We start from the raw sequence: 12771 nt of genomic DNA on the forward strand, positions 1-12771 counted from the left end.
CGCCCCGTCGGTGACAGCGTCAATTGAGCGGACGGCCGAGCAAGCGGTGCGCCAAGCAGTCTGCGAGCGTCATTGCCCTCACTACGCCGACGTAAGGTTCAGGCAACCCTTACACACATTCCTTGCCTCGAAGGACAACATTCTCGGCTATGCTCCTCTCGCCTCCCGGGGGGGAGGCAAAGCAGGGGAATCCAAGCTATGCATGACGAGACCATGGCCTCGGGCGTGTACTTGCCCGAGATTGACGTCGCACCACCCGCATTATCTGTAGGCAAGGGCCGCCGCCTGGAGTTTCGCGGCAACGCCAGGGACTACTTCCGCATCTGGATCGTCAACGTGGCGCTGAGCCTGGTCACGCTTGGCATCTATTCGGCCTGGGCCACCGTGCGCACGCGCCGTTACATGTATGCCAACACCGTGCTTGCCGACACGCCGTTCGAATACCTGGCCAAGCCGATACCGATCCTCAAGGGACGGTTGCTCACCGCATTGATCTTCGCGACCTACGTGCTGGGCGGGCAATTCTTCAAACCCGCACAAGTCGCCGCCGCGCTGGTCGTCGCCGTGTTCATGCCGTGGATGATCGTCAAGAGCCTGATGTTCCGCGCACGCTATTCCTCGTGGCGCGGCTTGCGCTTCTACTTCACCGACGACTACGGCGGCGCCTATAAGTGGTACCTGGGCGTGTACTTCCTGATGGGTATTCCGTTCCTGGGCTTTTTCCTCGCCTCGCTGGCGGGTCATCCCGGCTTTGGCGTGGTGCTGGTATTCGGCGGCATCGCGGTGATCGCGCCCTGGATCAAAGGCCACCAGCAGGAATGGATGGTCGAGAACCATCACTTCGGCGGCAAGTCATTCAAGTTCTCGGCCGAAGTCAGCGACTACTACGGTGTTTACATCAAGACCGCCGGCGTGGCGCTCCTATGGCTGCTGCCTACCATCGCGCTGATGGCAGGCATGTTCTTCGCCTTCAAGAGCCAGCTGGCGCTCCAGCCCAAGGCGGCGCCGCCGCTGCTCGCGATCGCCGGCATCTACGCCTGTATGGCGCCGTTCTATCTCGGCGCCTGGACGTTCATCCACACGCAGATGACCAATCTGCTCTACAACAACGCGCACCTGGGTTCGTACCGCTTCCGCTCCACGCTGGGGTACTGGGAGATGTTGGGCATCTACCTCACCAACGGCTTGGCCGTGCTTTGCACGATCGGCCTGGCGATGCCCTGGGCGCGCATACGTCTGGCGCGCTATCGAGCAGAACACCTGGACATCGTCGGCGCGGGCGAGCTCGATGATTTTGTGCGCGACGCGTTTGCCCACGGCGAGATCGGTGCCGCGGCGACTGAAATGGATAGTCTCCTGGGCATCGACATCGGCCTGTAGGCGCCGTGATCCCGGCAGTCTATTTCGATGGACGATCCACACGCGCCATACCGGTGACGGTATGGCGCGAAGACTCGCTATTGCACTGGCACACCGGCGGTCGCACGCAGAGCTGGAACGCGTCGCTGGATGCCTTCGACCCCAGTGCACGGGTGATCGGCCTGCCCTACGCGTTGCGGCTGGCGGACGGCGCATATTTGCAGATCGATCACGACCTGCTGCCGGACGACTGGTTCCCTCGCCACCACCGGCTTGAGCGCGTGGTCGACTGGCTGGAGCGCAAGTGGCCGGCGGCGATGGCGGGCGTCGTGATCATCGTGGCGGCCCTGCTCGGCCTGTTCGAATTCGGCGTGCCGTGGGCGGCCGACCGTATCGCCTCGCACCTACCAGCCACGCTGGAGCACAGCATGGGCACGCAGTCGCTGGCCGCACTGCAAGGACGCCTGCTGATGCCCACTACGCTCAAACCCGAGCAGCAGGCGCACTATCAGGCGGTGTTTCAGCACTTCGTGCAAGGCATCCACGGCCTGCCCGAGGTGCGCCTGCGCTTTTACACGGCACCGGCCATCGGCGCGAATGCGTTTGCGATGCCCGATGGCAGCGTGGTGTTCACCGATGCGCTGATGAAAGAGCTACCGGACGATCAGGCCTTCATGGCCGTCGTTGCGCATGAGCTGGGGCATCAGGCCCATCATCATCTGCTGCGCGAGGTATTGCGCAGCTCGGGCGTGTTCATCGTCGCCGGGATGCTGATGGGCGATGTTACGTCGCTCGGCGGCGTGACCGCGGGCGTGCCCATGTTTCTCATCAACGCGCACTATTCGCGCGGATTCGAGGCCGATGCCGACAGCTACGCCTTCGACGCGCTCGCGCAGCAGGGTATCGATCCGGTGGCCTTCGTGCATGCGATGCAAGCGCTGGAACGCGCGCATCCGGAGATCAAGGGCGAGGACAAGAGCATGCGCTATGCCGCCAGCCATCCGATGACGGCGGAGCGCATCGCTCACGCCGATGCAGCGTCACGGGCGTTTCAGGCGCATCGCCCCGCAGCGCGGGCGACCGGCGTGCACTGATCGCCCTGCCCACGCGCTACGCAAACGTCAGTGCAGCACGAACAGCTTGTCGAATCCGGCCACGCGCAAGGTGCCGCGCAGGCCGGTATCGGCGTTGACGATGCGGATTTCCGCGCGGTCGGCGCCCGCGTGCTCGCGCAGCAGGAGCAGCATGCCGAGGGCGGAGCTGTCCATGCTGGAGACTTCGCCCAGATCGATGACATAGCTGCGGGCAGCGCGACCGCCGAGGCAGGCATCGTGGAAGGCGCGATGCACGGTGAAGTCGAAGCGTTCGCCCAGCTGCAGGGTCACGCAGTCCAGGTCGGGGTCGTGGTGAACGGTCAGGCTCATGGCTTAGTTCCTCAAAACAATTCGATCTCGCCGGCGTCCATCGAGTTCTGCAGCGCCGGGCCGCGCGAACGCAGGCGTGCTTTCTCGCGCTGGATGGCCAGGCGGTTGCGCACGCGCTCGGCGCGTTGCGCCAGCGAGTCGGCGTCGATCGGGCTGCAGGCAAGCTCCTGGATATCGCGCGTGCATTCGGTGGTAATGTCCTGCAGCTCAACCAGGCGCTGACGGGTCTGGTTGATCAGCTGGCTCAGGATGTCCTCGAACTGCAGCGAGCGCACCGTGGTGGCCACGTCGGTGCCCAGGCCGCGGTTGATCTCGACCACCTGGTCGGCGACCTTGCTGGTGCGTGCGTCGCTCTCGGTGACGTGCGCCATCATCGCGTCGATGCCGCCCTTGGCCGACAGCGCCACGTTCAGATCCTGCGAGGCCATGGTGCCGACCAGGCCGCGCAGCTGCTCCATCGCGGTGCGGGCGCGCTCGACGTGGCTGCCGATCTGTTCGTTGAACTGGTTGGAGTGGCTGGCCAGGTTACGGATCTCACCGGCCACCACCGCGAAGCCGCGGCCCGATTCGCCGGCACGCGCCGCTTCGATGGCCGCGTTGAGCGCGAGCAGGTTGGTTTCTTCGGCGATGGTATTCACGTTCTTCAGCAGACCGAACACGGCGTCCATTTCCTTGGCCATGCCGTCGATGCGGTAGACGATGCGCAGGCTTTCGCGCGACATCTGCACGATCATGTCGACGAAATGGGCGAGCAGATCGCTGGTGCGCGCCGCGAAGTCCTGCACGGAGACGCCTTCGCTCTGGCCATCGATGATCTGGCGCAGCAGCGACTGCTGCATGCCGGTCTTGCGCGACAGGCCGTCGAAGCCGCCACCCAGTTCCGACACCGCGTCGCGCAGCAGGTCCAGTGCCTGATGCAGTTCGCGCGTGGCGTGGCCCAGTTCGTCGACCAGCGAGCTGCGCACTTCCTCCAGCGCTTCGCGCACGGGCTCATGGTGGGCCAGCGAGACTTCGATGACGGGCTCGATCGCCGGCATGGCGCGCCGCGTTTCGACAATCCACGCGGCGGTCAGCAGCACGATCACCAGCGGGCCCAGCCAGGCCGACGGCCACAGCATGGTCAGCGCCAGCGCCACCGCACTGGCGGCGAGGCCGGCCACCGGGCGCTTGTGCACAAAGGAGAAGAAAGTATCCATAAGATATCTGCCGATCAGGTGGCCGACACAGCGGCGCGGGAAACAGGTTGATGCGCCATCGCGAGCAATCGCGCGGCAATGTGTTCGAGCGGAAGCTTTTCGCTGGACGCGCCAAGCTTCCAGGCGGCGCCGGGCATGCCCCAAACCACCGAGGATTCTTCGTCCTGCACCAGGGTGCGTGCACCGCCTTGCTGCAGCTCCAGCAGACCGCGCGCGCCGTCGTCGCCCATGCCGGTGAGCAGCGCCGCGATGGCCGACTGGCCGACGCTGGCGGCCATCGAACGGAACAACACGTCCACGCTCGGCTTGTGGCGATTCACCGGCGGGCCGTTATGCAGGCGGCACACGTACTTGGCGCCATCCCACATCACCAGCAGATGCTGGCTGCCCGGCGCGATGTACGCATGGCCGGCCTGGATCGGCTGGCCGTCGCGTGCCTCGCACACGCGCATGGCGGAACACGTGTCCATGCGTGCGGCAAACGGGCCGCTGAAAGCGGCAGGAATATGTTGCGTGATGACGATCGGCGGCGCGTCCGGCGGCATGGCTTCGAGCACCACGCGAATAGCTTCGGTGCCACCGGTGGAGGCACCAATGGCGATGATCGGCATGCCACCGCGCGTTCCGGCGCTCTGCGCGCGCGGCAGCACCGCATCAGCGGTGAGGCGCGGCGGCACATCGAGCTTGCGCACGGCGGTGCGCTGACGCGGCCGCGCCAGTGCGGCCAGCTTCACCTTGGCGCAGATTTCCTGCGCGCCTTCGGCAAACGTGCTCGCCAGATCGTTGCCCGGCTTGGTGAAGAAGTCGACCGCGCCCAGTTCCAGCGCGCGCAGGGTCACTTCCGCGCCTTCCTGGGTGAGCGAGGACACCATCACCACCGGCATCGGGCGCAGGCGCATGAGGTTTTCGAGAAACGTGATGCCGTCCATGCGCGGCATTTCCACGTCCAGCGTGAGTACGTCGGGATTGAGCTGCTTGATCTTTTCGCGCGCAATCAACGGATCGGCGGCGGTACCCACCACCTCGATGCCCGGATCGCACGAAAGCATGGTCGATAGCAGCTTCCGCACAAGTGCGGAATCATCGACCACCAGGACACGTACTCTTTCCATCGCGTATTCGTCTCGCCTTCGTGGTGCGGCGCGGGTGCTTCACCCGTGTCCGCCGGCCCGTGTCGGCGCCAGATGCTTGCAGAGGCCAACCATGCTGACGCGTGCGGCGTCAGAACAGTTCCACCTCTCCCTTTATCGGATCGTTTGCCAAACGCTTGAGATACTGGCGCTCGCCATCCACCAGCACGGTGTCGGTGCGGCCACGCAGCTGGCGCACGCGCGCCTTGCCGCTGGTCGGGAAAAACTGCACGTGGCGAGGATGCACGTCGCCCAGGTCTTCCGCGGCCACTTCAAGTCGTTCCGCTTCGAGGTAACGGCGCACGAAGGCGATGTTGCGCTGGCCGATGTCGGTCATGGTGGCCAGCACGCGACCGCCGCCGAACACCTTCACCACCAGGTTCGACCGCTGCCCGCCTGCCTTGAGGATGGCGTTGATCAGCTGTTCCATCGCGTCGTTGCCGTAGCGCGCCGCGCGACCGATCGTGTCGGCCCAGCCGCCGCGCTCGCCGCCGATCGGCTCTGGCAACATGAAATGGTTCATGCCGCCAAGGCCGCGCACGCGGTCGTAAATGCAGGCGGACACGCAGGAGCCCAGCACGGTGGAGATCATTTCCTGCTGGGCGCTCACATAGAACTCGCCCGGCAATACCTTGACCGTCATGCACGACTGCGTCGGATCCCAGAAGCGGCGCAGGTGTTCAAAGCCCGGCAGCACGCGGGCCGGGTCATACCCGGCGCCCGCGGGGAGTTGGGCAGCTACGACATTCATGTACTGCGTTTCCGGTAGACCGTCCGTCCAATCAGGTCAAAGCTGTCATTGAGTCCGTACATGGACTCGGAGTGTCCGAGGAACAGGTAGCCGCCATCCGGCAACAGGCCGGCATAGCGCTGGAACAAACGCTGCTTGGTGGGCTTGTCGAAATAGATCACCACGTTGCGGCAGAAAATCGCATCGAACGGGCCTTGCATCGGCCAGTCATGCAGCAGGTTCAGCGGCAGGATGCTGACCAGCTCGCGCAGGCGCGGACTCACGCAGACGTAGTCGGCGTAGTCGCCTTCGCCGCGCAGAAACCAGCGGCGACGACGCTCCACGCTTACGCCTTCGAGGCGTTCCAGCGCATACACGCCCTTGCGCGCCGTTTCCAGCGCCTGCGGCGACAGATCGGTGGCGAGGATCTTCGCGTCCATCTGCTGCGCGCCGTATTTCTCCAGCGCTTCGGCCAGCACCATGGCGAGCGTGTACGGCTCCTCGCCGGTGGCGCAGCCGGCCGACCAGATGCGCAGGCGGCCGCCGTTTTTCTTCTCGCTGATCCAGCGCGGCAGCAGCTCGTCGGTGAGCAGATCGAAGTGATGCGACTCGCGGAAGAACGCCGTCACATTCGTGCTGATGGCGCTCGCCAGCTCGCCCAGCTCCTGCTGCGGATCGCGCCGCAGCAGGTCGCAGTACGCCTGGAAATCACGCAGTTTCAAAGCACGCAGGCGACGCAGCAAGCGGCCCTGCACCAGCTGGCGCTTGTGCTCGCCCAGCGAGATGCCGCATTGCTCGTAGACGAACGTGCGCAGGAATTCGAACTCGGCATTGCCCAGCAACGGGCCGCCCACGGCTGCGACGCCAGCCTGGTTGTCCATCGCGGCAGCCGTGTTCATGCTCAGAACTCCTTCCAGGAACCGGCGTCAGAGGCTTCAGCGCGGACCGGGGCGCGCGGCGCCGGGGCGTTGGAGCTGCGCACCGCGGCGAACACAGCTTCGGCTTCGGCCATCACCGACTGCGAGCGCGCCTTCTCGGTCGCCACTTCGGCGGTGCCATCGCCCAGCTGGAAGAAGCCGACCTGGCGAGCCAGTTCACCGGCCTGCTCCTGCATCGCACGAGCGGCGGCAGCGGCTTCTTCCACCAGCGCGGCGTTCTGCTGGGTCATCTCGTCCATCTGCAGCACGGCGTGGTTCACCTGGTCGATGCCGGCGGACTGTTCCTGCGACGCGGCGGCGATCTCGGCCACGATGTCGGTGACCTTTTTCACGCTGTCGACGATATCGGCCAGCGCCTTGCCGGACTGATCCACCAGCGACGAACCTACGCGCACCTTCTCCGCGCTGTCGTTGATGAGACCCTTGATCTCCTTGGCCGCACCCGCGCTGCGCTGCGCCAGGTTGCGCACTTCGGTGGCCACCACGGCGAAACCGCGACCCTGTTCACCGGCACGTGCGGCTTCCACCGCGGCGTTGAGTGCGAGCAGGTTGGTCTGGAAGGCGATTTCGTCGATCAGGCTGACGATGTCGGAGATCTTGCGGCTGGAATCGTTGATCTCGCGCATCGCGGAGCTGGCCTGCGCCGCCACTTCACCGCCGTGCTCGGCCTGACGGCGCGTGGCGCTGGCTAGCTGGTTGGCGTGGCTGGCGTTCTCGGCGTTCTGCTTCACGGTGGAGGTCATTTCCTCCATCGACGAGGCGGTTTCTTCCAGGCTGGACGCCTGTTCCTGCGTACGCTGGCTGAGGTCGTCGTTGCCGCGTGCGATCTGCTGCGCGGCCGAGCTCACCGAGCCTGCACCGTGGCGCACTTCGCCCACGATGGTGGAGAGGCGCTCGTCCATCGTGCGCAAAGCATCGAGCAGCTCGCCCAGTTCGTCCTTGCGGGTAGCGGCGATCTTGTGACCGAGCTTGCCGCCGGCGATGGCGTGGGCGACCTTCACTGCGAGGCCCAGCGTGTTGAGGATGGAGCGCATCAGCAACACGGCCATCAGACCGGCCACCAGCAGGCCGACGATCAAGGCGACGATGCTGACCGTGCGCACGAGGTGGTAACGGCTCACCTGCGCGTCGTAGATCTGCTTGGCATCGGCGCGCTGTGCGTCGACCAGCTTGGCCAGCACGTCCTGGCGCTGCATCATCAACGGGCGCACCTGCATTTCCAGCAGCTCGGACGAGCCGGTGTCGCCTTGCTTGAGGGCGTCGACCAGCGAATCCTTGGCGTCCTTGTAGTCGGCGTCGGTGGAGCCCCAGGCGGTGAACTGCTTCTTCACCGCATCGCTCATGGGAATCGCCTGGAACTGCTTTTTCAGCGCCTCCATTTCCGCCTGCATCTTCTCGTATTCCGCCAGCTTGGCCTTGACTTGCTCAGGCTTGCTGACCAGCGAGCTCGACTCGCCCAGCAGGATGAAGGACATCAGCGAGCGGGTGGAGATCTGCGAGATCAACTGGGCGGGCACGATCTCTTCTTCATAGATCTTGCCCATGCCGTCGTTCTGCTGCTGCATCGAACCGATGCCGATCACGGCGCCGGCGATCAGCATCAGGCCAAGCAGGCCAAGCACCGCACGCATGCGGTTCCTGACGTTGAGTTCCGGGGCTTTCAGTGCGAACTTCTTCATGTTGGTTCCAATCCTGCGTAAGTCGGTCAGGCCACGGCTTTGACATCGGAGACAGCTGGCAGCGCCGCCTCAAGCATCTGTGCGTCCTGGGGCTGCAACAGCTTGTCCACATCCAGCAGCAGCACCATGCGCTCGCCGGCGGCGGTCAACCCCTTGAGGTATTGCGTATCCACGGTGGTGCCCATGTCGGGCACCGGGCGGATGGCATCCGGCGTGACGTCGAGCACGTCGGATACGGCGTCGACCACGACGCCGAAGTTGCGGCCGGCCACGGTGATGATCACGGTGACCGTGGTGGTCCCATAAGCTTCGCGTTCCAGCCCAAAGCGCAGGCGCATGTCGATCACCGGCACGATCGCGCCGCGCAGGTTGAGCACGCCCAGCACGTAGTGCGGCGCCTGCGGAATGCGCGTCACCGGGGTCCAGCCGCGGATCTCCCGGACGGCCAGAATGTCGATGCCGTATTCCTCGTGGGCGAGGTTGACGGTGAGGTACTGTGACTGGAGCGCCTCGCTCCGGGTGTTGTCGGACATGTTCGCCTCGTGGTCGGGGCCGCGTGCGAGGCCCCCTATCGGGTTCTGGATCGGCGGTGGCGGGGGAAACTTGAGCGGAAAACGGTTCTTGGGCCGGGGCCGGCGGCGTCCTGTGGGAGCGCACCCTGTGCGCGACGGCATCCGTTCGCCGCGAGGTACGGCCAGGCCGTCGCGCACAGGGTGCGCTCCCACAGGGGTGCTGACAGTTCAGGTCGCGAGGGCCATTGGCCGGCTCATGGCAGGCAACCCCGTTGCTGACCGAGCGACTGGTTTCAGCACCGACGCCTCCGACTGCAACCGGAAGTAACGCACCCGTACCTCCAGTTCATCCGCCTGCTCCTGCATGGCGCGCGCCGCGGCGGCGGCCTCTTCGACCAAGGCCGCGTTCTGCTGGGTGACTTCGTCCATCTGCATCACGGCGCGGTTCACCTGGTCGATGCCCGAGGATTGCTCCTGCGACGCGGCGGCGATCTCGGCCACGATATCGGTCACTTGCTTCACACTGTCCACGATGCCGGCGAGCACTTCGCCCGACTCGCTCACCAGCGCGGAACCTGCCTGCACCTTTTCGACCGTTCCGCCAATCAGCGCCTTGATCTCCCGAGCGGCCGAGGCGCTGCGCTGGGCGAGATTGCGCACCTCGCCTGCCACGACCGCGAAGCCGCGGCCCTGCTCGCCGGCGCGCGCAGCCTCCACGGCGGCATTGAGCGCGAGCAGATTCGTCTGGAAGGCAATCTCGTCGATCAGCTGCACGATGTCGGTGATCTGGCGACTGGCGCCTTCGATCTCGCGCATGGCGTGGCTGGTGCGCGTCGCGACCTGGCCGCCGCGTTCGGCCTGGACGCGCGCACTGCGGGCTAGCTGATCGGCATGGCCGGCGTTGTCGGCGCTCTGGCGCACGATCGAGGTCATCTCTTCCATCGATGCGGCGGTTTCTTCCAGGCTCGACGCTTGTTCCTGCGTGCGATGCGACAGGTCGTCGTTGCCACGCGAGATCTGCTGGGCCGCGGTCGACACCACCTGCGAGCCCTGCTGCACGTCGCGTACGATCTCAACCAGCTTGCAGCGCATGCGCTGCAAGGCGTCGAGCAGGCTACCCGGGGCAAATGTCTGGGCGCCGTCGCCCGTGGCCAGGTCGCCGTCGGCAATGCGCGCCGCCATGGCGAGCGCAAATGCCGGTTCGCCACCGATGCTCTGGCGAATGCTGCGCATCGACTGCCACACCACACCGATCACCAGCAGGCCGACAAGCCCCGCTTCGAGCAGACTCACCAGCAGCGCGTGGCGGAACTGCTCGTTGATGTCGACGAAGTAAGCGCCCGTACCGATATGCATGTCCCAGGGCTGGAACCATGCGCTATAGGTGATCTTGGGCTCGATCTGCTTGTCCGGCGGCATGGGCCAGGAGTACTGCGTGATGCCCGAGCCCTGCGCGCGGTCCACGGCCGCGATCATCTGCCACAGCGGCTTGCCATCCGGGTCCTTGTCGTCGCGCACATTCTTGCCTTCCTTCTCCGGAAAGATCGGATGCAGGTGCATGACAAAGTTGGAATCGAACGCAAAGACATAGCCGGATCCCTGGCCCCAGCGCATCGTGCGGATGACTTCGAACGCCCGGCGCTGCGCTTCTTGCTCACTGAATTCGCCCGCCTTGGCGCGATCGTGAAAGCTCTGCGCGACAGCTGTGGCACTGGCGACGTGATCCTTCAACGCATGCACGCGCGCCGCCATCTGCAAGCGACGGCTGTCGATGGCGGATACCACGGTAAGCGCCATCAGGCCGGCCACCACAAAGGCGATGACCAACCACACCTTGGCCGCCAGGCTCAGGCGATCGATGAACTTCAACGGAGACTTCATGAATCTGACCTTCAGAATGAAAAGGACGGTTCTGCGATTGCCCGGATTCATTCTCTGCACTGCTCTGACGCAAGCCAGCGGCTTGCGCGCCGCGGCTTCCTGTCGCAGCTGTTGCCGATGTTGCGGGCGGCGCCCCTTGAATCCCTCGCCGCAAGCACACCCTGCCGACGATTAACCACATCGTCGGCCGTATCTGGTTTCGTCAGAACTCGGTCCATCCGGCGCTCGCCGATGCAAGCTGCGGCTTCGGCAGGGCCGCTGCAGGCTGTCGCGCAGGTACCGCGGGACGCGCCACGGCACGTGCTTCGCCCTGCAGGCGGAAGTAGCGGATCTGGCGTTCAAGCTCATCAGCTTGCTCTTGCATGGCACGCGCGGCGGCTGCGGCCTCTTCCACCAAGGCAGCATTCTGCTGGGTGACTTCGTCCATCTGCATCACGGCGCGGTTCACCTGATCGATGCCCGAGGATTGCTCCTGCGACGCGGCGGCGATCTCGGCGACGATGTCGGTGACACGCTTGACGCTGTCCACGATGCCCGAGAGCACCTGGCCGGATTCGGACACGAGCGTGGATCCCGCCTGCACCTTCTCCACCGTGTCGCCGATCAGCAGCTTGATCTGCTTCGCCGCCGACGCACTGCGCTGGGCAAGGTTGCGAACCTCGCCTGCCACGACCGCGAAACCCCGGCCCTGCTCGCCCGCACGCGCCGCCTCAACGGCCGCGTTGAGCGCGAGCAGATTGGTCTGGAAGGCGATCTCGTCAATCAACTGCACGATGTCGGTGATCTGGCGACTGGCGCCTTCGATCTCGTGCATCGCATGGCGGGTGCGCGTGGCCACTTCGCCACCGCGCTCGGCCTGCGACCGCGCGCTGCGCGCCAACTGGTCCGCATGGCCGGCGTTGTCCGCACTCTGGCGCACGATGGAGGTCATTTCCTCCATGGACGCAGCGGTTTCTTCCAGACTCGACGCCTGTTCTTGCGTGCGATGCGACAAGTCGTCGTTGCCGCGCGAGATCTGCTGCGCGGCAGTCGACACGACCTGCGAGCCTTGCTGCACCTCGCGCACGATGCCCACCAATTTGGTACGCATGCGTTCCAGTGCATCGAGCATGCTATCGGGCGAGAAGCGTAGCTCTCCGTGGCCGGCCAGGTCGCCGTCGGCGATGCGCGCCGCCATGGCCAGTGCGAATGCGGGCTCGCCGCCGATGCTACGGCGGATGCTGCGCATCGACTGCCACACCACGCCGATCACCAGGAGGCCGACCAAGGCGGCTTCCAGCAGGCTCACCATCAACGCATGGCGGAACTGCTCGTTGATATCAACGAAATAAGCGCCCGAGGCCACGTGCAAGTCCCACGGCTTGTACCAGGTGGTGTAGGTGATCTTGTGTTCGTCCCCCTTGCCGCCCGGCATCGGCCACATGTATTCGGTGGCGCCGAAACCATCCTGCTGATCGGCCTCCATCATGTGGCGATACATGAAAGTGCCCTGGCTATCTGCTTCGTCCTTGATGCTCATGCCCACGCGCTTGGGCATGATCGGATGCATGCGCATGATGAAGTTCGAATCGAACGCGAACACGTAGCCGGCGCCCTTGTTCCAGCGCAGCGCGGCAACGGCAGCCAATGCCTGCTTCTTCGCTTCCTCGTCGCTGAGCTGACCTGCGGCAACCCGCGTGTGATAGCTGTCGATCAGCGAGATAGCGGTATTCACTTCGTCGCCCAGCGCACTCACGCGCGAAGCCATCTGCAAACGCCGACTGTCCAGTGCGGACACCAGGGTGAGCGCCGCCAGGCCCGCCACCACGAAGGCAATCACCAGCCACACCTTGGCGGCCAGACTCAGTTGATCGATGTACTTCATGGGAGACTTCATGGGAGGCGGCCTTTGTTGCTACGGGCGCATTGCGATAGCCCGAATG

The 12771-nt window shown here is 65.1% G+C and carries 11 protein-coding genes; 2 read left to right on the forward strand and 9 right to left on the reverse strand.

The features are described from left to right. Positions 1-198: 198 nt before the first annotated feature. Positions 199-1380, forward strand: coding sequence for a YjgN family protein (locus AC1DMY_RS12845; RefSeq protein WP_477165340.1), 1182 nt, complete (start codon positions 199-201; stop codon positions 1378-1380). Positions 1381-1385: 5 nt separating this feature from the next. Then, a complete protein-coding gene (locus AC1DMY_RS12850; protein WP_477165341.1) occupies positions 1386-2453 on the forward strand; it encodes a M48 family metallopeptidase in 1068 nt (355 codons plus the stop codon). Positions 2454-2480: 27 nt separating this feature from the next. On the opposite strand, the gene AC1DMY_RS12855 is transcribed toward AC1DMY_RS12850, so the two are convergent. From AC1DMY_RS12855 to AC1DMY_RS12895, 9 genes are all read right to left on the reverse strand, one after another. Beyond that, a complete protein-coding gene (locus tag AC1DMY_RS12855) occupies positions 2481-2783 on the reverse strand; it encodes an STAS domain-containing protein (protein ID WP_199728084.1) in 303 nt (100 codons plus the stop codon). Positions 2784-2794: 11 nt separating this feature from the next. Continuing rightward, entirely contained in the window at positions 2795-3979 is a 1185-nt protein-coding gene (locus AC1DMY_RS12860) for a methyl-accepting chemotaxis protein (protein WP_477165342.1), read from the reverse strand. Between the two features lie 14 nt (positions 3980-3993). Beyond that, a complete protein-coding gene (locus AC1DMY_RS12865; RefSeq protein ID WP_477165343.1) occupies positions 3994-5091 on the reverse strand; it encodes a protein-glutamate methylesterase/protein-glutamine glutaminase in 1098 nt (365 codons plus the stop codon). Positions 5092-5200: 109 nt separating this feature from the next. Then, a complete protein-coding gene (gene cheD / locus AC1DMY_RS12870; RefSeq protein ID WP_477165344.1) occupies positions 5201-5860 on the reverse strand; it encodes a chemoreceptor glutamine deamidase CheD in 660 nt (219 codons plus the stop codon). Further along, a complete protein-coding gene (locus AC1DMY_RS12875) occupies positions 5857-6738 on the reverse strand; it encodes a CheR family methyltransferase (RefSeq protein ID WP_477165345.1) in 882 nt (293 codons plus the stop codon). Before AC1DMY_RS12875 ends, cheD begins: the two co-directional genes overlap by 4 nt. A gap of 2 nt (positions 6739-6740) precedes the next feature. Then, positions 6741-8456 (reverse strand): methyl-accepting chemotaxis protein, encoded by a 1716-nt coding sequence (locus AC1DMY_RS12880; protein ID WP_477165346.1) that lies wholly within the window; start codon positions 8454-8456, stop codon positions 6741-6743. Between the two features lie 26 nt (positions 8457-8482). Then, entirely contained in the window at positions 8483-8989 is a 507-nt protein-coding gene (locus AC1DMY_RS12885; protein ID WP_441602951.1) for a chemotaxis protein CheW, read from the reverse strand. Positions 8990-9196: 207 nt separating this feature from the next. Beyond that, the gene (locus tag AC1DMY_RS12890) at positions 9197-10849 is read right to left on the reverse strand and encodes a methyl-accepting chemotaxis protein (RefSeq protein ID WP_477165347.1); all 1653 of its coding nucleotides are present in this window, start codon (positions 10847-10849) and stop codon (positions 9197-9199) included. A gap of 202 nt (positions 10850-11051) precedes the next feature. Further along, the gene (locus tag AC1DMY_RS12895) at positions 11052-12725 is read right to left on the reverse strand and encodes a methyl-accepting chemotaxis protein (RefSeq protein WP_477165348.1); all 1674 of its coding nucleotides are present in this window, start codon (positions 12723-12725) and stop codon (positions 11052-11054) included. Positions 12726-12771: the final 46 nt, after the last annotated feature.

The organism is Dyella sp. 01L423 (genome assembly GCF_056399945.1).

Bases quoted from the DNA above. Each gene is read 5' to 3' on its own strand.
- AC1DMY_RS12880 (WP_477165346.1), bottom strand. From the start codon at position 8,456: ATGAAGAAGTTCGCACTGAAAGCCCCGGAACTCAACGTCAGGAACCGC.
- AC1DMY_RS12855 (WP_199728084.1), bottom strand. From the start codon at position 2,783: ATGAGCCTGACCGTTCACCACGACCCCGACCTGGACTGCGTGACCCTG.
- AC1DMY_RS12895 (WP_477165348.1), bottom strand. From the start codon at position 12,725: ATGAAGTCTCCCATGAAGTACATCGATCAACTGAGTCTGGCCGCCAAG.
- AC1DMY_RS12875 (WP_477165345.1), bottom strand. From the start codon at position 6,738: ATGAACACGGCTGCCGCGATGGACAACCAGGCTGGCGTCGCAGCCGTG.
- AC1DMY_RS12845 (WP_477165340.1), top strand. From the start codon at position 199: ATGCATGACGAGACCATGGCCTCGGGCGTGTACTTGCCCGAGATTGAC.
- AC1DMY_RS12860 (WP_477165342.1), bottom strand. From the start codon at position 3,979: ATGGATACTTTCTTCTCCTTTGTGCACAAGCGCCCGGTGGCCGGCCTC.
- AC1DMY_RS12885 (WP_441602951.1), bottom strand. From the start codon at position 8,989: ATGTCCGACAACACCCGGAGCGAGGCGCTCCAGTCACAGTACCTCACC.
- AC1DMY_RS12890 (WP_477165347.1), bottom strand. From the start codon at position 10,849: ATGAAGTCTCCGTTGAAGTTCATCGATCGCCTGAGCCTGGCGGCCAAG.
- cheD (WP_477165344.1), bottom strand. From the start codon at position 5,860: ATGAATGTCGTAGCTGCCCAACTCCCCGCGGGCGCCGGGTATGACCCG.
- AC1DMY_RS12865 (WP_477165343.1), bottom strand. From the start codon at position 5,091: ATGGAAAGAGTACGTGTCCTGGTGGTCGATGATTCCGCACTTGTGCGG.